Raw genomic sequence first — 21178 nt, forward strand, 5'->3', positions numbered from 1 at the left:
CCTATCGCCACTGCTCACCGAAAACGTCTTTCGCTATGCGAATGACAGCTTCTTTCTCCTCACTTGAGGCTCGGATTAGCAATGATTGTTGTAAGGCATACTCAATGGCATTTGGCGCACCACGAAATTGCAACGTTAGTTTTGCCCAGCGCACAAGTGTCCGCGTAGACATTGTGATGCTGATTTGTCCATCATCCCCGTTTTCACCCATAAATAGTTTACGAATTTCATTAGCAATTCGAACCATACCATTACGAATGTTGTCAGGAAGACGAGGAACTACTCGCTCCAGAACGCCGCGTTCATCTTGCTCTGCCATATATGGCACAACAGAGAAACGATAACGATCCATTGCGGCCAAGTTCTGCATCATTACGCCTTGGTATAATCCTGATGGATCACCTGAGCCTGTACTGTTACCAGTGACAATAACGCGGAACATTGGATGTGGTTTGATGATTTCTCCACCATTCTGAGCGATAACCAGTGGACGACCTTCAAGAATGTCGTTTAAACCGGAAAGCTCTGCTGGGTCAACCAAATCAACCTCGTTAATGAGGAGGACATGGCCTTCACGCATAGCGATTGCTAAAGGGCCATACATGAATTGCATGACGGGAGTTTCTCCAGGCTTTGGTGAAATCAAGGCATGATGTCCAACTAAATCTGTGAACTCTAAACGACCATTAGCCGTAATTTGTTGCACAGGCCAGTTGAGACGCCCTGTAATTTCTGTAATGCCAGAAGTTTTACCAGAACCTGTTGGTCCGGTGACATAGTACGCATCACCGCAGGGATCATTCAAAAATGCTAAGCATTCTCTCAAGAACTCCTTTCGGAAAACGTAATCGGCGTGAGTTTGTGGAATAAAAGGATTGCTGCTATCGGCATAGCCTTTAGCGAGAATCTTTTCCGGAATATCCGGCATACCAAAAACATCACGTACTTTGAAGTTTGCATATTGTTGAGACATAGGTGCGCTCCTAATTGGTTGTGGGCACACCTAGACCCGTACCGGGCTAAGTGTGCCCGGTTGGGCTATTTCAATTAACGTTAATTGCTGTTTGTTTTTAGCGACCAGCTATCGCATCTTCACTCTCAGATGAGAGCAAAAATCTTTTTAGGCATAATTGTCGTATGCCTAAAAAGACTTGGTAAGTTCGGCCCTAAACTGGGCCGAATTTGATTATGAATACGCGGATATAGTGTCATTTTGACCAATAATACCTAAACGCTTAGCCCAGTCAGTAATAACCTCTTGAGCTTCAATAACACTACAAAATTGTCGTGGATTGATAGATATCGTTCGGCCACTGGCTAAATACAACACACCCGCGCAATCATCATACAAGTGAACTCTCATACTATCTTATCCCCAATGCAATAATTCTCCTGACCCAATTTGCTTTGAATGAACATTTACATAATGGAAAACGAAACACACGCTACTCAGAGACAGTGAACTATTGCTGTATAAAAAGGGACGTAATTTGTATTGGATCTTACTTGGCATGAACTGTCCTCCTTAGCCTGTGTCCTTCATTGTGTAACAAAGAGCCAGGTTATGGAGGCTTTGAATTTGAAACGCCAAATACCTGAGTACCGCTAAAAGCAATACCTGATACTGGCATGTTTTTTACCATACATGACTCCTATGACGCTTGTTTTCAAAACACGTACCACTACATGCTTTGAAAACAAGCCCCATTGGAGCTTGTTTATCTTGGCTATAAAGCTAAATCAACACATTCACAACAGGAACAGATACATACCCCGTGGGTAATTGCTGACCTGTGCGTTTAACAATTTTTGCTTCTTCAAGTACATCCAGAATACCAGCCAACTCAGAGTAATCTCTGAGATCGCTGACTGGTGTGGCTTGAACTTGAAATCAGGCAAACAAACCGTTGCAACACAAACTGGCTCTCCAGGAATAATACCTTGCTGACTATTATTCTTTGTGTCCGAGGCCACCAGCTCTAGAGCTAATTGTTGATTTGGATATTGGATCTTTCTTACATCACAATCATATCCACAAAAGTGTACAGTATTCATATAAGTTACCTTGCTTGTTAAGCAGAGATACCCTATCCCTTCTGGGGTAGGTCCCCCGCCAGGGTTAAATTACTGATCACGATTATCGTGCTTTTTGTTTAACTTTTTTTCTACAATCTTCTTGGTTATCAACCCAATAACAATGATAGCTATCAGGCCCCCCAAGATGAGCGAAAAATATAACAGGCTTCCTGTTGTCATTGTTCTGTCCTCAAAGTGTCATTCAGATCCTAACGAAAATTAAGCTCAAAATTGAGCCTATTTATCCACTGTCACTAAATGCTACCAGAATGATAGAACCAACAACGTAAGCTGCCATGAAAACTAATCCCATAACAACAGCAGCGACATTAGCTCCGAGCACAGCTGCGGGATGTACACCACCAGTCATAAGACCAATACCACCAGTAATAACAGCACCAGTACCTAAGCCCAGCACTACATTCAAGATGGCTTTCCAGAAAGTAAATGTAATTTTGTTCATGATTTGTCTCCTTTTTGAACGTTTTTAAACGACAGAGACAAACTCACCCCTACGGGGTAGTTGCCCCCGTCAGGGTTTTTATTTTTAGAGATGAAAGATGAGATGTACGTGTTGTACATCTCATCAGTCAAGTCTTTTGGTTGAGCTATACCCTTAAAGATCTACTTACCAAACCAGCGTTTTTCCTTTACGGATATACGTTGGAATTTCTAGATAAGCATATTCATCGACAGGTTTAGCCGGAGTCGGTTGTTCTTGAGCAGGCTCAGGAACAACAGCAGTCTGAACAGCTTTCGCTTTTTGTTCAGCTTTTTCTTTGATAACGGCCTGTACAGACCGCGCTTTGTTACTCGCTTTGTTCCAAAAGAACAAACCTAAGTTCTGGAACTGCAACGCAAGAAAAGTAAATGCTTTCGCAAATACCATTGCTCCTACGTACAATGCGCCAAGACTAGCTACGATAACAAAAACGAAAGTGATGATGTGCATGGTGTTACTCCTTATAAAACTAAGGGGAGCAACACCCTTGGTCGGGGTATTGTTCCCCCGATTGGGTTTTGAAATGCCATACGGCATATGATTAATGCTGATTGTTTGTGGAGACCAGCTATCTCACATAAAGCCGCAGAGCGACTAAAGAGTCTTTACTATAGCACTTCTCGTAAAATGTAATAAATCGTTCTATCTGCCCGTTCTGGGCACATTTGTAGCTAAGGATTCGTCAATAGACCTTTTATCCTGTATCTGCGTTTATCTGTATCTGTATTCAATTGAAGGAGAAAGAAATGACAGACTTAGCAGAAACCTCTTTGGAACAACAACCAACCAAAAAAGAGCGCAACAATGCGGACCTTTCTCGCCCTGTATTCAAACGAGTGCTGAAAGTGAACAGTCTGCAAGCTCAACGTGTAGTCGAACGCAGCTTTCAGCGCGTTTCCGATTCACTGTTTTCGATTGATGTTATTTTGCGAATCATTGGTGAACAAGATGAAATTGACCAAGTAGAAAGCATCATCCAGGAGCACATCGAGAAAGTATCCGTTGATCTTGATACCGCCACTAATCAGCTACAAAAGCTGATGGAAGACAACGGAATTGAAGGCGCTCCAGAATATACAAGCCCAAACCAGTACGATATCGAGATCAACTCACCACAAGTAGCTCAATTTGCTCACCTAGTGCGCAAGTTAGATAACTTGATGTTGTTAGTCGATACTCTATGGCTAAATAGTATCCTCACAAGCAAACAGCGCAAAGACGCCACTTATCAATGGCAACAACGCTTAATCAAACTTGCTGGCCGAATTATTGGTATTGAGAAGAGAGCTCGCATCTCAGCGCACTCCAAAGGCAAGAAAGATGAAGTTGAAGCAGCTGCTCCAACTCAAGAAACTACTGATGAAGAAATTGCATCCGAAGCCGACAATGCTGAATCTGGGGAAGATGAAAAGGCAGCTTAACGCTTTATGTCGGTTATCTATTGAGAGCCCTTCTACAACAGAAGGGCTTTTTTGTGTTTCTCACTTTCACATGTGAAAGTCAAAAATGTCATCATTAACTTTAACTATTCGCTATTAGCCACGAGTCATCTGGAATGTGACCATTGCGTACTGCGATTTTATAAAAATCGGTAATCGTTGTTACTCCACGTTGCAAGGCATACTCAAGATAGTCACCCGATTGTCTACTTGGAACATATTTGCTCATTTGTTCTGGAGTTTTAATGTAGTGACTCAGCTTGTAATCGACCCAGCCAGTCTCTGCGTTCGGCGTCAATGTCACTGTAACTACCGTGGACATACCTTTTAATCGGAAAGCATAACCTGATTGAATGGGCTCATAGTGTTCTATCGCTTCATTTTCAAACACACCATCAATTGTCCAGCCTCGCTGGTTGTTGCTACCCTTTTCTCCCGAAATCATCTTTAAAATTTCCGATGAGTATTTCAATGTACTGTTGAAGCCATTACCACGACTATCAATTCGTGACGATTCATCATTCATCAATCGTTTGTTAGGGTTTAACAATGCGTACAACAGATTTTTATCTTCTTCACTGTTCAGATCTCCGTACAACTTTTCAAGTGTGTATTCAGGATGACTCTGCGTGTGGAAAGTAATAAATCTATGATCTTTCAATCTCTCAGAGATATGAGTACGGCCAACGAGATTGAATTGCAATAACCAGTCACGGAAAACACACCAGTCATTTAGCACGTCAGCAGGGATCGTTTCCGCTCCCCAAACATCTAGTGAAGCTCTAATTTTCCAATTACTACTAGATGTATCACCTTTGGGCTTGAGATAAATCAATTCTACATCGCGGCGATTAGGATCTACCTTAAATGCTTTTAGGGCAGAATGTTCCATAAGTACTGCGTATACATTGAATGGTGATTCTGAAAAATCGAGCTTTAGAACAGGCACATAATTTTTTCGCGTTGCCGCAGCGTTTATTTCATCTCGTATTTTCTCGAATGACCCAGAAAAATACTTACTCCCTTCATCAAGCATCATAGGCAATTTTGCTTCTGGGTGAGTATTAGACAAAACCACTTCGGCGTCATTCATTTCTAAACTTGCCCTTTCAATAATTTGAGGAGGTATATCTGGCATCTTTGACGAGAATGTTTGACTGATCGCAGTTCGAATGCTCTCGTGAAGAAAGCACCTTAAAGGTTCGCCTTGGTCGGCCTGCTTTCGAAACTGAGTCGATTGAAGTAAATCTGCGTGTCCTTTATAGCCTAAAGACTGAGCCAGCCAGTCATTACGTTTGAATGCGCTCAGAACTTTGGTTTTGGACTCTTTTGCTATAAGAGATGCAAATGACTTGGCGATATTTTTGAATGCATCCGTTTGAGACGGATAAATTGGGTATGGAGTATCCATAAGTTAATCCCTTCACTTGGCTTAAAATTTTTGCTACGTCCACCTCGCGCAAACACAGCCATTAGTTTCAGGTTAACTGGTTTGCGGTATCACGTTTTGGCACTGGTGGATGCCGAGGGAAACGCTCAAACCTCATGGATTTAATCTAACAGGTTCAGCGAATATTTCAAACAAGAAAAAAGGCGCTCAAAATGGGAGCGCCTTTAATGTGTATACAACTGGTCTTTTTAATAACCTGGAGCACCTGTATCTGGAAGGATGGAGTCTCCCGCATCTTTTCTTGTTTTATCGAGATCAGACCCCTTCAATCTCTCCTCAGCTCGCTCTTGAGCATTAAGTCGAGTTCCATCAACATTAAACGCACTACCAGATCCAGTAAGGCGGTCTAAAGTCATACCAGCAGGATCGTCAAAGTGACCATTAACTCTCAGCAAAGCTAACCATTCATCCAGATTTACCTGTGTCCAGTCAATCTCAGATAAACGATCCAGTGGAATACCATCGCACTGAGGAGCTTTTGCAGGGCCGAAGTTCATTCCTAACTGAGGTCTTACTTGCTCCTGAATAATTCGTGATAGTGGAGAGCTAAAACAGCAGTATGCTTCGCGTTTTTCGATACATGCTCCCAGCACTTTTGATTTGCAATATGAACCAACCTTAGTGCAGCTATTCAATGCTCTTTTTGCATTCAATTCAAACTCTTCTTCTTCACACTTCCAAACTATTTGAATGATCATCATAGCCACAACATAAGCGGTATACGCGGCCATAATACCACTTAGTACACTCGCTGCCTGTTGTCCTACCATTTGCTCCATCATACCTTCCGATGCGCCAGCTGGTACACCAGCGCTTCCTGATGCAGATGCATTCCCTAGAGCTTTACTGGTTATTTTGGTGATTTCATCTTTGAGAGCCTGAATTGCCTCTTTTGCCAAGTCAGTGATTGGTTTAGTAAAGTTGTCAATCGCACCTGTAATGTTCTCAATATATGAAGTGAACGGCTTGGTGATTTCGGTCCAACCACTAATGGCTGGATCACGGATGGCTTGATAAGCACCTTTAATTGCACTGCCGTTATCCAGTGACATAATGGCACCATCCAGTTTAGGAACTGACATCATAAGAGTCAGATAGTCTCCCATAGATAGGCCGCTTGGTTTCTCACAACAATCCTGAGCCCCCCCAACAGCTTTTTTACATTCACCTGGATCGCCACCAAAAGCCTTACAAATAACGTTTTCTGTACCTGTTGGGTTATCGTTACCATCAGTACCAGTACACGCCATATCTTGTGTCATAAACTGAGCAGCATTCAGCAGTGCGGCAGCTCTGGCAAAGTCGGTACTTTGTGTCTTATTAACGTCTAAGCACTCGTCACCCATGCATTTTATTGGCCCACCACATGTAAAGTTTGTTTCTTTGTCTAAAGTAGGTACATCAACATCCGTCCCGCAATCAAAGGTATCTTCTTGCACATAACATGTTCCTGAACTTCCCTGAGCACCTTCCACACACTTAGAACTAACAAAACCGCACTGCGGGTTATCTTCCAGAACCTTACATGAATCAAGGTTGCCACCTTGATTATTTGGGCACTGTATTTCTCCTTGTGGGTCAGTCCAACACTCCATTTGCCCCTTGTAGAAGTCATAGTCAGCTTTTACTCTGACTTTTGTGCATAACTTAGGTATCCCAGGCAAAGGAGGCTCACTCAACATGTCCTCGCAAACTTTAAATCCATTTTTTACTACACAACCAGACGCATTTACATCAGATGGTTGCTCAATACAAGAGAATTGACCAGAAGCAAAACCATCTCGGATACCTACAGCTGCATCGAGACAACTCTGCGGGGTCCATGTGTCTTTGAATACTGCTTTTGAACGATCGTACTTAATTTTTATCCGACCAAAACCTTCACCATTACCAGCAACAGAAACTCTGATTTTAAAACTAACCACATCGCCTGGTTTTGTGTTTTTAAAGTGAGACGTCACATCAGTGTTGGGGTTAGTTTGCCAACTTGTACTTAGCTCACATGCACCGGGAGTTTCTGGGGGGAAGTTACTATTCGGACCTTGCCATACTTTGTTTTCACTGCCAGGAGGACCTACTAATACTTGCATATAGTCATCCCACTTAGCATATTCTAGTGTCGCTGAAATGATTGCATCAGGATTATCAACTCTAACCTGTGTTGCCTGCTCATAGATTGTACACCAGCCTGACCAGTAGTTATCGCCAACTTTACCGATCCAAAGTTCAATACAATCATCCCCACACGGCTTAATGTTAAATGGGCCATCATGGTATTTTATGATTTCAGCGTCATACTCATGCAACACTTCACAATCGGCACTTTTATCCGTTACCCTTTCACAAGTTCTATAATCTGGTATATGCGTTGCAATTGTATTGTTGTTAATGATTGTTTCAGCAGAACAATCACCAAAACCTTCTGATATCACATCAATGTCTTCATAGGTTTTCTTACTAAGGTTCATCAAGGGGTCATTGCTGAAATCAGGCTTTGATTGGTTTGTTGCATCCAAGAGAACTTTGTAGGCTGCTCCTGATATGGTGGGGCTCCCACTATTAGCATCACTCCATAGAGAGCTTTTTGCATTACCACCAATAGAATCCATACCATTGTTGTCATTATAGACACCTTCTAGTTCACCTAAGTTCGGGTTTCCATCTGGGAAGTAATAACTTGAAGGGTCACTATTGGAGCTGCTTGTACCCGGAAATAAATCATTTACATTTATAGTTCCACCACCATTTTGAAATTGACCATTTTCAAGTGTTGGAAAACTAATATTTCCGTTGTTAACTCCTCCTGGAGCGGACTTGAACGAAGACACTAAATCATTTGCTAAAACTTGCGCTTCTCGTCCTGCCTCACTAGCGCTATTGCCGTTAGCATAGGCATGTATCGGCAAGAAAGGGGTTGTCACTATTAGCAGAGAAGCGACAGCCCTCATCAACCTTGTATAATTTCTCATTACTTTATTCCTGTAACCCGTTCTTATTACCCCTCAACATATATCGCCATGATAGTCGCCCGACCGAGTTTCTTTAGACTGTGGAACTGTCCATTTTGGACAACACTGGGGTCGTTTACCTACGCTGCTCATGTCCTCCATATAAAGAAAAAGCCCCAAAACGGGGCTAGTTATTAGTGATTTCTTTGTTGAGCTTTAGTTATTACAACAATCATTCCAGCGCCATATCGTGTAAATAGGATCTTGACCTATTGCTGGAATTGTTTTCCCTATCCCCCACGTTAACGTTGACTCTCCGATAACATGTGAAGAATTTGTTTCTGCGACTGGATGCAATAAGGTAAATTTGTATTGTGTTTTGGGTAATGTTGGGCTTATGACACCATTACACATTGCATCAGAACCCATCGTCTTCCATGACAAACCTCGACGATGCAAAGCTGTTAGAACACGGGTTGCAAGTAGACTACTGTCTTTGATCACCCCTTTTCCACCATTTTGGTTTCCACTTAAAGGGTAAATTGACCCCCAACTACCTGCACACCAAAACAACTGCTTGAGAGGCTTACCAATACTCGCAGCCGCAGCGTCAGCTGTACATGCTGCCGCTGCTATAGGATTAGCGACAGCAGCAGCTTCGGGATTAGTAAAAAATGCAAGTTCATCAGAGTTCCAAGTAGGGTCTAACTCGGACAGGTACATAATATCTAAATCAGAGTAACCATCAGCATTGCAGGTCTTCTTCACGAACAGTTCCAACATTGTCATAAGAGGAAAGGCGTAAAAGTGATAATGCATAAATGAGCCATCACCACCGTCCATCGTTCCTTCTCCATGATGACCTTGGAACGTTCTGTCAAAGGGGAATCTAGTTCCATTAAGCACAGAAGAGCACCCTGGAACTCGTTGAAATTCAACCAAACGAGCAGGTTCCCACATTGACGTAGTTACACCTGGTCGTGGTATCCCATTGTTATCTTGGCAAGCACACAAAGGGCTCCCAACTGCATCAGACGGATAAGAACCACCACCTCCGCTCATTGTTGCCCCTGCCACTCGAATCGGAAATATGCATGACCAACAGATATCAGTAAAAAGTTTAGGGCCAATGACTTCTGCATTCTGGCATCCTGGATCAGCTTTAGCAGTCCCCGCCAAGGCAAATAGGGCCACTAATAAAATTGAATTCAATATTTTATTCACGACATAACTCCAACTCTAACTGGCTCAGATACTTGTGCTTGTTTTATTAATGAGTTCACTTCAAGGTCGAACGTGACGGGTTTGCCATGCAAAAAACCTTGCTGCCACTCTAATCCAAGAAGTTTTGCCACTTCTGATTGAGCTACACTTTCAACTCGTTCTGCAATCGGTGTTATGTTGTTAAGACGACAATACTGAACCGCCGCGTTACCTGCCAAACCCTTCAATTGTCCTATTTCAACTTTGCAAAATTGCCAAGAGTAAGATGTTAGGCGACTAACTGATGAGTGATCTTCTCCAAAGTCATCCATAGCTAAAGCAACATTGAACTGACTAAGTAAGGACCATGCGTTATCCAACTGTTCTGGTGTTACCTTTTCCGTGATTTCTATAACTACTTGGAATGGGGCTTTATCTGTAAGCTCTTTCAACAATTTGAACCACTTCATTCGCATGTCTGAAAAGCTCAATGTCTGTGGCGATACGTTAATAAAAATACTGGGGTAAAGCCTTTCGATAACAGGGACAAGGGGAATCAGAGATTTCATTATCTCTAAATCCACCATACCCCAATTAATCGGTGTTTTGTGGTCTGCTGGACCATAGACTTGACCTTGATGGTGCCATCTAGAAAGTACTTCTGCTCCAACAGTATTGCTACCATTTGAGGTAATCGTCTGAAATGCAGGGATCAGGTTCATTCCACAGCCTCCTTAACATCAAATTCCCTTACCAAAAAGTTATTCCCTTGAGCTGTAATTACTGTTGGCGTGTACTCGACTTGGAAGCGATTAACTACATCCGGCGTAAGCAGATAAACAGGAGCGTCAACTGTGTCCGTAACATGTTTATATGAATCCCAACCACTATCGCGCTCAAACTGAGTAGCAATATATGTGACTCTTTGAACCCCACGTTCTTGCTGCACTTTAGGGACAAGTTCAGTCAACAGTTCCATTTGCTTTTTATCTAAAGGGTCGAAAATGATAACGGCCTGAGTAAACTGACGAGTTCCCGGCTTACACTCTTCGCCGTGAGCGCAAAGTGGATTTATAACCTCACCTTTACGAGCAAACACAACTCCCTCAGCGGTACTTATGTCCTTCGATAGGTATATGCTTGGGTCAAGCAATCGCTCTCTATATCGTGGTGCCCGTGGTCTTTCGTTGAACTGCTGGTTATGCCAAAACCGCTTTACTGCCTGATCTTTCTTTTCTTCCCAGTCAATACCCGCTAGTTGAGCTTTAGCTCTCTCGATAAAGTCTTGCTCCGCAATTTCAACTGCTGGACCTCGAACTCCGAAGTCGCCAGACTCACCAGCATCCACCTCTTTTCTTATCCACTCCAGCGTCGATAAACCTGTAACTTTTGCGAGTTCTTTGGGATCGTGTCCAGGCTTAGTTTCTTCTTCAAGCACGACTATTGTTGGTACTGACGTGACATTATGTTTTTGGAACAAAACAGAGTTGATAACGACATTAGGCACTGGGTCCATTTGCTCTGCTAATTTTTGAACAGCTTTGATGCCATCACCAATGCTCATACCATCCGGAATTCCACGGAAAACCACTACCACATCATCTTCACCTGATGCCGTATCAAGGACGTCTTTCAGCCCTTCTTTTCCCAATGAGTAAGATGCAAAAATAAGAGTGGAGTGCCCTGTGTAGACACTTTTTTCGGCCTGTCTTTCTGCCATTGCTTTCAGCGTGGGGTCAGATTCTTGTAATTGCTGAAAAAACTGACGTGCTTCTACCTGAGATTGATCTAGATTTTTATTCTTCGCCCAATCAGGAAGCTCTTCCATTTGGCGAGCCTTCTCTGCCAACTCTCTTCCTTGCTCGATGATAGCCATATCCTCGCTAGTTAGAGGACTGTTACTAGCAAAAACAGAACTTGAAATGAGGGCCGCAACTAATACAGACAATTTAGAAAAGCGGATATGCGCGGCCAATGATTTGCTCATCTTTTACAGCTCCCCAATAGCGTGAATCAAAACTCGATATACTTTCCCCGAGAAACCAATAATGTTTCTCTGGAAGAACACCTTTCCCAAAGAAATGACTAGCAGGAACATTCAACTTATTAGCCAGTTGTAACCCTACTTGTTTAACCTCTCCGTTCACTACAACTTCCCAGTTTTTATTGACTTCAACAGTATCGCCTGGCATCCCGGAAAGGACTTTTAACATCCTTGTTCCATCATCATAAAGTGGCTCCATACCCTTTGCTGAAAAGGCGTAAATAGCATCTCTATGGAGTTCTTTATCTTTTAGGTCGATAAGGTAGACAGAATGATTAGGTAAACATCGCTCTAATTGAGGGTCATAACCGATTCGGTAACGTCCCGCAAAGGACGTCCCAGCAACCCAAAGAAGAGCAAGTACAATTGCAGCCTTTAAAGCAAATCGCTTCCAAGATTCTTTTCTAACAATGAGCTTCATTCCAGTATTACCTCCGAAGGTAAATAAATATCCTCAGGGGCACCTAAAGTAGCGGCACCATCAATAATCAAGTACCCCGCTTCTTTGAGTTTGAAGATTGCGTTGTTTGTTTTAAGCATCAATTGTTCGATCTCAGCCTCATCAGCTCCGGATGGGTATGAGCTCGCAATTTTCGTGAAATCCACAACAACTACTGGAGGCGTTAACGCTAATCGGTCATGAAGTGCTGCGGTTTCTTTGACCATGAAGTAATAAGAACCACCAAATCCACCAGCTGCACCTAACAACGCCGCAATTAAAATTGATTTAAAGTTCATCATCCTTTCCTTTTTAGTTATGCGGCCATGCCACGTTGATGCATTACTTGACGTATTGCGTCAGTGATATTTAAGCCCTGATCTACATACTTATTGATATCTCGGATGTCATCCGGGTCTGTTGAATAAAGTAGTTTTTGGAAATCACCTACAACCAAACGGCCAACACCAATGCCAGCTTTTGATTTAATGAAGATTTCTGAATAAGCACCTAGAATGGTGTGAACAGTTTTTAGGGTATGGAAACCACCTTCGGAAAGAGACAGACGGCCACTTCGTTTTACGGATTCTACTGACTCTTCTGTCTGACCAAGTAGGTACATGGAAGCTGAGTTCTCAGCAATAGCGCGACCCACAGGGTTTTCATACAGGTCGTTGATCGACTGAGTACAAATACCAATACTTCCACCGTACTTCCTTGCCTTACGGTATTGGTGTTCCATAAATGTACTAACTTCACCCTCTTTAAGCAGATCCCATGCTTCATCAATGATGACGACTTTTTTACGGTTACGTTCACCGAGGAACATTTCCTGCTGAATCTGGTAAATCATTTGCAGCAAAACAACCTGACGTAAATGCTTGCGGCCTTGTAGCTCATCAAGCTCCAGGACTGTAAAACGGTTTTGGAAGTTAACGTTATTCGAACCAGAGAAGTAGCTACCGTAACTACCCTTTGATGTGAATGCATATAGCTGTTGACCGATGTCTTTAATTCGTTGCTCATCAGACTCACAACACTTATCAGCGATGTGGTCTACAGTCATATCACGGCCAATAACTTCCCAGAGCTCGTTCATAATTTGCTTTAAACCTGCGAGTTGGTATTCATCCAACAAGCCTTTCTCGGATGCCATAGCTTTGACGATAGAGACAACACCATCCTCTTCTTCTTTCCAGTTCGTGATCAGTTCAAATGGGTTCAAACAAATGTTGGAGCCTTCGGCGAAATGCACAAAGTCCCCTTTCAGCAGTTCACACAGGTCTTTGTATGACTTACCTGCGTCTATAACCCAAACTTGAGCCCCCTCAGACAAGTAACTGAATATCAATTCGTTGGTAAGGAAACTTTTACCCGATCCAGATTCCGCTGCGACCACTAAGTTTTTGTTCGTGTCGCTATCATGCAAAGACAAGCTCATTAGCTGTCCGTTACGAGAAATCAATGCAGAGTGGAAAGTGCCAGTCCCTTTCCACTCGCCAAATACCGGTAATAGAACTGATGCCTGTTCAGTGGTCATGGTTTTATAACGAAACAGATCTTTTACGGCTTTTCGGTCGGTACAGAATGGCAAGCAATTGATAAACATTGGTAACGAGATAAATTTGTCTTCCATCATCTCGAAGCGGTTCTCGCGCCAGATGTTACGCGCCGCTGTTGCTGCTGCTTGAGCGCGTTCAGCTGTAGGAGCAAAAAGCACCAATGAGTAACTTACACGGACAGGTTTTGAGCCTTCTTTTAATGACTCATACAAAACATCAAAGTCATGCTTTTTGTCAGCAAGTACTGGAACAAATTTCAGCATAGGCCCGTATGCTTGGTTTACTGTAAACTGACGTTTTCTTTCAAGTGCATTCTTGGTGTTTTCAACCTCTGGGAAAAACAGGTTTGTCACGACCATGTAGTTTTCACGAATAGCTGAGTTGCCCCCACTGAGATCCCCAACAAAGGTGATTGCATCACCGAAATAGAAAGAGTCGGGCATTTTCTTCGCAGACATAACCTTAACGTGATAATCGCCTAAACGTAGACCGCTCTTATCAACTTCCAAATCTGTGCCGTAATCAAAAATTTGCTCACAAATGGGCTTGTCTGTTTCCCAATCGCAACCATCTGTTCGCCATGATGCCTCAGGCCCCCAATTGAGCATGGTATTCATTGTTCTGATGTAACCGACAGCAGTTAAGGGGACAGGGTGAACACCAATCGTTCTTAGTGAAGACTCAACTTTAGTCCGTAGGTTTGCCAGAGAGTCTAGTTCTTCCTGAGACGGTTCATTGGCATGTTTGATGGGCACTTTTACGGTGACGAACAGTTTTAGGTCGTGGATTAGACCAAGATCAAATGTTCCTTTCTTACATTTGGCAACCATTCTCTCGGTCGTATGTTTTTGAAGAAACTCCATTCGCTGCTCGATTGAAGAGGTCAACAGATCATCTCTGTAACCATCACGTAACCCCATCATTCGATACATTTCATGGTTTAAGTCAGGAGATCGAAACAAGATAAACTGCATGGTGGTTTTGGCCGGGTACTCCTGGTTCATAAAACCATTAACACGCTCTTGAATCTTTTCGTCAGCCCCGCATAGAGGATGGCAGTAGAAACCAAAGCCAATGCTTTTATCATCCATCAAGAAGGTGTAATCATCTTCTGAGTACGCAAGCACGGGGACAATCCCAGCAGCTCTTAAATGCTCTGGGATAAGCTTTTCTTGGAGCTTTTTTCTTATCGTAATAATGTTCATTTATCGCTCTCCAGCCATGTTTTCAGGTCCATATTCTGTGGTCGGCCAGCGTTGACTCGCCCATCAGGTGCAATCAAATAAGGAACACCTCGAATATTTAGTAACTGTGCGGTAAGCAGAGTGAGATCATGACGTTTACTGCTGCATGATGTTGGGTAGGAACCAAGCTTTCTTTGGCTAAGCGCTTCAAACGCTTTATCTTGGTCAGTTATGCAAGACAGAGCGCGAGCTAAACGGTTTGACTTATCACCAAGAATAGGTATCACGACAAACTTAAACGTGTATTCATCTTTAAGAGCTTTCGCCTCTTCCATTAGCTGGTGGCAGGCACCACACTGAGGGTCAACAAAGACCACTACTTCTTTTGGGCCAGTCCCAAGCTTTGCCACATTCATCGCATCTATATCGACATTCATGTCACGTAGCCTAAATCGGTCAGCGACATCGCGCATTTCTGTCAACGTACTGAGAGGCTTCTTTTGCCAGAGATCGTAGATTTGTCCTGAAATAACAAAGCGTCCATTCTCTGACAAAAACACGATTTGACCGTCACTTTCTACTGCATTGATGCCATAAATTGGCAACTCAACCATTCCAGTAATCTTTGCCTCTGCTTTCTGCACATCAGCAGCAGTAAAATCTTTCGCTGTTGCTACAGTACTAAGCAGCATGAGCACTGGTGCTATTGCTTGTTTCAACATACCTATCCTTTAACCGTCAGTTACTTTTTCATCAGTTGGCAGTTTATTCGGGATATGGATACAAGCCTGCATCTGTAGTTGCCCTGTTTGGTCAATTAGAGCGGAGAGACAAAAAAGCCCGGCGAGTGCCGGGCTTGGTTTAGATAGTCATACTTTTATTGAAGGGTCACAGGATCACTGCGACCACCAGCATCATCTATACCAGTCAAAGTAACTTCTGGCATTGCATCATAGCTGCGTTTGCTGATCGTCAATCTTCGTGATGAAGAGGCAACAGGTTCACCATTAAGCGTCCATTCAAATCCTTTTACACGACCATCGACATCATCACATGAGGCATACACAAGCCATGCGAATGTACTTTCTCTGTGGTCGATAGAACAAACCGGAGCTTGGTTTTCGATAACTTTTATCTTCAACTCTTTCTCCACTTCTTTGCCCATTTCAGACTTAATACGGAAGTTAATTGTGTGTTCTCCCGCGTCAAGCGTCATTCTTCCATAACGACCAGTGTCTTCAAGAGACTTCCCATTAACGGTGTACTGCATCACATTAATTCGGTCTCTTGGGTGTCCACCTTCAATATATGGACGAACCAAAACATCCAGAGGTTCACGATCTAGCTTATTTGAACCTGAGTATTCTAGTTCTACCTTATAGTTTTCAGCTTGACCTACCGTTATCGCTAACTGAGCTTCTGCTTCGTTACCACGAGCATCGCGCACAATGACCTTCACAAGGTGCTCGCCCGGCTCTGTGATTTCAAAAGAGCGAGACGTGTCTCGTTGATCTTTAAGCTTTGCACCTTCCGGTAAGATCCATTCGTAGGTAGGCTCTTCAAGCTTGCCTCGGAATCCAACAGGACGAACAGAAGCGCTAACAATAGCTGGTGCTACATCTGCATTTGCTCTGTAGCTGAGTGCAAACTCAGGCCAGACATATTGCCATACGCGAGCTTTGTATACCGTTTCCGATGTAGAAGACTCCTTGTAACCGTCGATCCATGCTGTGTATTTGATTTCAACACGAGCTTGATCCAAGTCTGCTTGATTTGGAACGTACTCAGCAGTGTTGCCTTCAATAATGGTTCCATCAGGAAGCGTGAAGAAACCCTTAACTTCGGCATCCAAATCTCGATAAGGCAGTCGAGTATCTGCGGTTAGTTTGTAAGTAAAGTCTTTCTCTACTAAACGAGGTCCATCAATACGAATACGCGGAGCTTTAACAGCTTTAAACTCTACGGTTTTCTTGGCCTGGCTATACGCATACGCATCATCTTCTGGAGCCATCGTCGAACGTACACGAGCAATTAGCTTAACTCGTTGTGGTTCTTCTCTGGTTAGCGTGATACGTGGAGCCGCAGTAGTGTAAGTCTTACCACCATCTTCTGACCACTCAATCACAGCTTTACTTGCATCAAATGCGTTCTCGCCATCCATAATGGTCGCTGAGTATTCAGAAGAACTACCCACCAAGAGCGTATCAGGACCAGGAACATCAACTTCAAGCGCTTCATACGAAACAATTTCTACATTTTCAGTGTACTTTTCTAAGCCCGAGTTTACGTTTACAACTTTAGCTCGAACTAGATATTTACCAACACCGAAACTCTCTACGAAACTGTACTTTCTACGCTCTTCTGTAGCATGTTCATTCCATGTCTGACCATCGTCATTACTCACTTCCCAGAAGACATCTCCAACTGAACGATAATCAAGCCGATCGACAATACCTAACTTAAAAGCGGCATTGAAAGGAGCTGCACCTGATAAACGACGAGTTGTAACCTCACCATCAATTTTGTTACCACGAAGAACCGTAGCAAAAATTGGGCTTGGAGATGCCTCGATACGTTCATATCCTTCAACTGGGCTAACAAGCTTCGCTTCTGCGGTAAATCGAATGTAGCTAGAGTCTACTTTCGACATTTCAACTGCTATTTCAGCTGAACCGTTTTCTGCATCCACCCATTCTGACATTGGTTCAATCTCTCCTGGAGAGATCTGACGAGACAGACGAACCTTCCACTGCCCCATAGTTGCTTCATCATATTCGTCGTTCCCACGGTACAAATCGCGTATATCGACTTTTACGTTCAGCGTTTGGATATCGAGAAAAGTATTACCATCCATTGACAGCATTGGACGAATACCTTTGCTTGGCATTGCAATCAGTCGATATTCTTTAGTGCTCTTAATTTCAGGTACTTTTTCATATGAAGAGTCAACTTGGTAAGTTACTTCTTCCCACAGTTTGCGGTCATCTGTTCGAATACGACGATTCACCTTCATCGCTGTACCCATACCGGATGAATGCACTTCTGACTCAAGTGTTTCATTGTTCCTAGATATAGAAACCCTCAAGTCTGATGGCTTCGCATTCACTTGGACATCACCGAAATAATCACCAGTCATAGGAACGATGTAGATGTTGTCCTTGAAGTGATAATCGGTCATCAGATCAACTTGAGGAACCGCTGGGTCAACAACCTCGATGTTAAAGGTCTCATCCGCTAACGCTACACGAGCTCCACTACGAGAGAAAATGCTAACGCGCCAACTTAAAGGAACCGTTGCTTTTTCTGCCAATGAACCAATTAGTGTTGGTGTGTCGTATCGAGTATCTTGTAGCAGCCCTTCTGGAACTTCTTTCCACTCAAATAAGCAGCTTCTGTGCGCCGCTTCGGATACACGTCCACTCTCATCTTGCTTGGCTTTTTCAGCATCCATCGTCAGGATACAGCTTGGACCTGAGGTTTGTCGTAACTGAACATTTAAGTTCTGGATAACACGGTCTACTTGAGCAATATCTGACTCTGGTAAGTAAGTTACTGAACCCAAAGCAGAGACCACATTTAGCTTTCTGTTACCGCCGCCGATTTTTACCTTATCTTCGCCGTTAAACAGATATACACCATAAGTGACATCCTGTTCACCGATCTGCAATGCTTGACCAGATATACCAGCAACTCGATTACTGTTTACCACTTCGGCTTCATCTGGAATCTGCTCCCACTCAACAAAACATACAGGGTCTTTGATAGGATCTGATGATTGAGCTTCTTGCAGGTTCGTCGAATAGCGACATGGTACACCTGAGTCGGCAGAGACTTGGACATTGAAGTTGTCGATGACTTGTCGAACTTCCCAGGTATTGGCCGTTAAGCTTTCACTCGCTTTCCATGTTTTGATATTGGCTACCAAAACTGGTGAGTTAGGCGCTGTAGTCATAACCAAAAGGCTTGCTGTGCCAGCATCTGCACCATCAACAGCTCGAACTGGAATACTTAATCGTCCTCCAGTAGAAGCAAAGCTATGATTTTTCATAATGTCAGCAGTTTGGCCTGGTTCAACTCGAATACCGTTTACCACCAAAGGAATTTGAGCATCACTTCGCAATGTCACCATTACGTCGTATGAGCCAGTTACGACCGAACCATCACTTAACGTTAGAGGTTCAGTTTCGATGATGTTCTTACCGTCTGCATAGGTAAACTCATACGGAACTGCCGGAATAGCCATATTGCCGTTAAATCCGCCTGAAAGCGTAATTTCACGAGGTTTATAGTTAAACACTACGGCTTTTGTCGCTTCGTTACTCTGGTTATCTACAGCCTTTACGGTAAGAGTATAACTCTCACCTTCTGCCAGCGAAGGGAACATCACAGGGTATTCCAAACGGAATCGACCATTTGACTCTTCACGCCATGACAATTGAACAGATTCATCCGCCGGACCGCCGACTAAAGCAATCGACGTTACCTTCGGTGTACTGTCTAAGTTATCAGAAAGATTGATAACAACGTCATCCAAAGACTGGACATCATCAGTAACATTGACAGATAACGTTGGTGGCGTGTTATCGACTAAGATTTGCTCACCATAACTTTGCGTAGCACTGTTCCCATAGGTATCTATCGCTTCGGCAGACAGGGAATAGTTACCATCGGTCAGACTAGCAAAATCAAACGTCGCAATTTTAGTTTTATAGTCAGGTGAAGTGTACGATGAACGCGGCAGCTCGATCCGTTCTTCACCATTATCAGCATATGCTTTAAACACATTAGTGTCCCAATGACTTATCTGCCAGTTATTGACTCTATCATTATCAATAACCCGTACTGTCATTTGGCCTAATGTTTTATCAACAGAGACATTATCTATTGTTGGTGGATTCATATCCCAAAATGTGTACAGATACCCACCATGCACTGAAAATGATCCATCTTCTTTTGCTACATAATACTGAATTGGGCTGTATCCTCGCCCTGATGTCCTACTTACATTGACCTCAGCCTCACAAAACGTTTCATTTGCAGGGATCACACAAGCTCCAAAACCACTAAGCCAAGCTTTCTGGTTATATGGCCTTGCTTCTGAATGTATACGGACCTTATCCACCACGTAAGGGTGAGAGTAGCGTGGTCTTTCACTTGAGACCCACCCACCATCACTTAGATGATATTCAAGCTTTATTGGTTTAGGACCAAGAGAAGCCCCACCAGCTAGATTAAAATTAAAATCTGCGTAACGATGTGTTGAGTAACCACCAGCTTGGGTGAAGAAATGGAAATATGAGTATTTTTGAGGGTAGTTTAAACTTACATTTCGGTAAATAAATTCATTATCTTCCGAATCATAGGTTGTATCTCCCCATCCATATTTTGTTCCATTAAATGCAGTATGTTCCTGCTTTCTTCGTTTGTAACGAATTTGAACAGGGTTTTCATAAACATTCATACCCGATGTGTAGGGTTTCCAAATGCCTTCGGAACTATCGAATACTTCCGTCCAGACCTGGGGAACAACCTTATCAATCGTTGAAACTCTACTGATTTCTGTCTGGTTTCCTGCTTCGTCACTGATTGAAAAACCAAGAGTATACTCTGCTTGATTTTCAGGAGCCATCGAGCTACTGACTGCACTGCCGACAGGTAAAGATGCCACTCCCTGAACTGTATCCAAGGATGCGTTCGTTTCTCGTTTTTGCCCAGAAGAGTCGATGGTAAAGAATTTTGCTGACGATATACCGCTATCATCATCAATCCCTTCCAATCTCAACTCTTTACCCGCATAACCGTGGTTAAAGACATCAATACTACCCATACTAAAACCACTTCTGACCCACTGAATCTCCCCAGAAATAACAGGAGGTGTGATATCTACAATAATTGGGTATGTATCTGTTTGAACAGAATCTCCAACAGACGTAAGAATTTCTGCCTTAAATGAGTACTCGCCCTCCCCCGGAGCGGCTAGTTCTAACTCCGCACCATAATAGGACTTTCCATTAACTGTAATACGGTCTGCGCCTCCAAGCAGGTGACTCGTAGCCGAATTCACCACTGAACCGTCTGGCCTTACGATAGAGATTTTAACCTTACGGTCGATCCCTGCACTCAACGCGAACTTTATGTTCCCTGTTGGGTTGGCGTAAACGGTGCTTGGAGATAATGTGCGTTCTGCACCATCAGGTGTATTAAAGCTGTATTCTAACAATTCCGCTTGAGCTAATGGTGCAGCAATTGCGGCCATCGCACCAAGCAAGACTGGTAGCCTTAGCTTGAACTTATTCATAATGTTTTCTCCAATAGCTATTGAATAGGGTTA

The 21178-nt window shown here is 43.2% G+C and carries 16 protein-coding genes; 1 reads left to right on the top strand and 15 read right to left on the bottom strand.

Annotation, left to right across the window (positions count from 1 at the left end; genetic code table 11):
• Position 1: 1 nt before the first annotated feature.
• The 5 genes from R7190_RS18340 to R7190_RS18360 form a co-directional block, all read right to left on the bottom strand.
• Positions 2-973, bottom strand: coding sequence for an AAA family ATPase (locus tag R7190_RS18340; RefSeq protein ID WP_014386736.1), 972 nt, complete (start codon positions 971-973; stop codon positions 2-4).
• Between the two features lie 213 nt (positions 974-1186).
• Positions 1187-1363 (bottom strand): hypothetical protein, encoded by a 177-nt coding sequence (locus R7190_RS18345; RefSeq protein WP_014386735.1) that lies wholly within the window; start codon positions 1361-1363, stop codon positions 1187-1189.
• 386 nt (positions 1364-1749) lie between these two features.
• A complete protein-coding gene (locus R7190_RS18350) occupies positions 1750-2055 on the bottom strand; it encodes a hypothetical protein (protein WP_052481498.1) in 306 nt (101 codons plus the stop codon).
• A gap of 262 nt (positions 2056-2317) precedes the next feature.
• Positions 2318-2539, bottom strand: coding sequence for a hypothetical protein (locus tag R7190_RS18355; RefSeq protein ID WP_014386733.1), 222 nt, complete (start codon positions 2537-2539; stop codon positions 2318-2320).
• A gap of 165 nt (positions 2540-2704) precedes the next feature.
• Complete coding sequence (locus R7190_RS18360; RefSeq protein WP_014386732.1) at positions 2705-3028, bottom strand: hypothetical protein; 324 nt, start codon at positions 3026-3028, stop codon at positions 2705-2707.
• Positions 3029-3324: 296 nt separating this feature from the next.
• Here R7190_RS18360 and R7190_RS18365 point away from each other — a divergent pair, with 296 nt between their 5' ends.
• Positions 3325-3999 carry a DUF1845 domain-containing protein gene (locus tag R7190_RS18365; RefSeq protein ID WP_014386731.1) on the top strand — a complete coding sequence of 225 codons (675 nt, stop codon included), beginning with the start codon at positions 3325-3327 and terminating at the stop codon, positions 3997-3999.
• 100 nt (positions 4000-4099) lie between these two features.
• Here the strand turns inward: R7190_RS18365 and R7190_RS18370 are convergent, their stop codons facing one another.
• The 10 genes from R7190_RS18370 to R7190_RS18415 all read right to left on the bottom strand — a co-directional run bounded on the left by R7190_RS18370 (position 4100) and on the right by R7190_RS18415 (position 21145).
• Positions 4100-5428 carry a hypothetical protein gene (locus R7190_RS18370; protein ID WP_138221979.1) on the bottom strand — a complete coding sequence of 443 codons (1329 nt, stop codon included), beginning with the start codon at positions 5426-5428 and terminating at the stop codon, positions 4100-4102.
• Between the two features lie 227 nt (positions 5429-5655).
• Positions 5656-8436, bottom strand: coding sequence for a conjugal transfer mating pair stabilization protein TraN (gene traN, locus R7190_RS18375; RefSeq protein WP_014386723.1), 2781 nt, complete (start codon positions 8434-8436; stop codon positions 5656-5658).
• A gap of 195 nt (positions 8437-8631) precedes the next feature.
• Positions 8632-9630 carry a TraU family protein gene (locus R7190_RS18380; protein ID WP_395238665.1) on the bottom strand — a complete coding sequence of 333 codons (999 nt, stop codon included), beginning with the start codon at positions 9628-9630 and terminating at the stop codon, positions 8632-8634.
• 5 nt (positions 9631-9635) lie between these two features.
• Positions 9636-10340 carry an EAL domain-containing protein gene (locus R7190_RS18385; RefSeq protein WP_014386721.1) on the bottom strand — a complete coding sequence of 235 codons (705 nt, stop codon included), beginning with the start codon at positions 10338-10340 and terminating at the stop codon, positions 9636-9638.
• Positions 10337-11605 carry a TrbC family F-type conjugative pilus assembly protein gene (locus R7190_RS18390; protein WP_014386720.1) on the bottom strand — a complete coding sequence of 423 codons (1269 nt, stop codon included), beginning with the start codon at positions 11603-11605 and terminating at the stop codon, positions 10337-10339. Before R7190_RS18390 ends, R7190_RS18385 begins: the two co-directional genes overlap by 4 nt.
• Positions 11568-12083: a S26 family signal peptidase gene (locus R7190_RS18395; protein WP_069541826.1), complete on the bottom strand. Its 516-nt coding sequence runs from the start codon at positions 12081-12083 to the stop codon at positions 11568-11570. Before R7190_RS18395 ends, R7190_RS18390 begins: the two co-directional genes overlap by 38 nt.
• The gene (locus R7190_RS18400; RefSeq protein ID WP_014386718.1) at positions 12080-12403 is read right to left on the bottom strand and encodes a hypothetical protein; all 324 of its coding nucleotides are present in this window, start codon (positions 12401-12403) and stop codon (positions 12080-12082) included. Before R7190_RS18400 ends, R7190_RS18395 begins: the two co-directional genes overlap by 4 nt.
• Before the next feature lie 14 nt (positions 12404-12417).
• Complete coding sequence (gene traC, locus R7190_RS18405; RefSeq protein WP_014386717.1) at positions 12418-14868, bottom strand: type IV secretion system protein TraC; 2451 nt, start codon at positions 14866-14868, stop codon at positions 12418-12420.
• Positions 14865-15569: a DsbC family protein gene (locus tag R7190_RS18410; RefSeq protein ID WP_014386716.1), complete on the bottom strand. Its 705-nt coding sequence runs from the start codon at positions 15567-15569 to the stop codon at positions 14865-14867. Before R7190_RS18410 ends, traC begins: the two co-directional genes overlap by 4 nt.
• Positions 15570-15724: 155 nt before the next feature.
• Positions 15725-21145, bottom strand: coding sequence for an Ig-like domain-containing protein (locus R7190_RS18415; protein ID WP_276456100.1), 5421 nt, complete (start codon positions 21143-21145; stop codon positions 15725-15727).
• Between the last annotated feature and the right edge of the window lie 33 nt (positions 21146-21178).

This window comes from Vibrio sp. 1078-1 (genome assembly GCF_033340475.1).

Bases quoted from the DNA above. Each gene is read 5' to 3' on its own strand.
- R7190_RS18400 (WP_014386718.1), bottom strand. From the start codon at position 12,403: ATGATGAACTTTAAATCAATTTTAATTGCGGCGTTGTTAGGTGCAGCT.
- R7190_RS18345 (WP_014386735.1), bottom strand. From the start codon at position 1,363: ATGAGAGTTCACTTGTATGATGATTGCGCGGGTGTGTTGTATTTAGCC.
- R7190_RS18355 (WP_014386733.1), bottom strand. From the start codon at position 2,539: ATGAACAAAATTACATTTACTTTCTGGAAAGCCATCTTGAATGTAGTG.
- traC (WP_014386717.1), bottom strand. From the start codon at position 14,868: ATGAACATTATTACGATAAGAAAAAAGCTCCAAGAAAAGCTTATCCCA.
- traN (WP_014386723.1), bottom strand. From the start codon at position 8,436: ATGAGAAATTATACAAGGTTGATGAGGGCTGTCGCTTCTCTGCTAATA.
- R7190_RS18350 (WP_052481498.1), bottom strand. From the start codon at position 2,055: ATGAATACTGTACACTTTTGTGGATATGATTGTGATGTAAGAAAGATC.
- R7190_RS18385 (WP_014386721.1), bottom strand. From the start codon at position 10,340: ATGAACCTGATCCCTGCATTTCAGACGATTACCTCAAATGGTAGCAAT.
- R7190_RS18390 (WP_014386720.1), bottom strand. From the start codon at position 11,605: ATGAGCAAATCATTGGCCGCGCATATCCGCTTTTCTAAATTGTCTGTA.
- R7190_RS18340 (WP_014386736.1), bottom strand. From the start codon at position 973: ATGTCTCAACAATATGCAAACTTCAAAGTACGTGATGTTTTTGGTATG.
- R7190_RS18415 (WP_276456100.1), bottom strand. From the start codon at position 21,145: ATGAATAAGTTCAAGCTAAGGCTACCAGTCTTGCTTGGTGCGATGGCC.
- R7190_RS18410 (WP_014386716.1), bottom strand. From the start codon at position 15,569: ATGTTGAAACAAGCAATAGCACCAGTGCTCATGCTGCTTAGTACTGTA.
- R7190_RS18370 (WP_138221979.1), bottom strand. From the start codon at position 5,428: ATGGATACTCCATACCCAATTTATCCGTCTCAAACGGATGCATTCAAA.
- R7190_RS18360 (WP_014386732.1), bottom strand. From the start codon at position 3,028: ATGCACATCATCACTTTCGTTTTTGTTATCGTAGCTAGTCTTGGCGCA.
- R7190_RS18365 (WP_014386731.1), top strand. From the start codon at position 3,325: ATGACAGACTTAGCAGAAACCTCTTTGGAACAACAACCAACCAAAAAA.
- R7190_RS18395 (WP_069541826.1), bottom strand. From the start codon at position 12,083: ATGAAGCTCATTGTTAGAAAAGAATCTTGGAAGCGATTTGCTTTAAAG.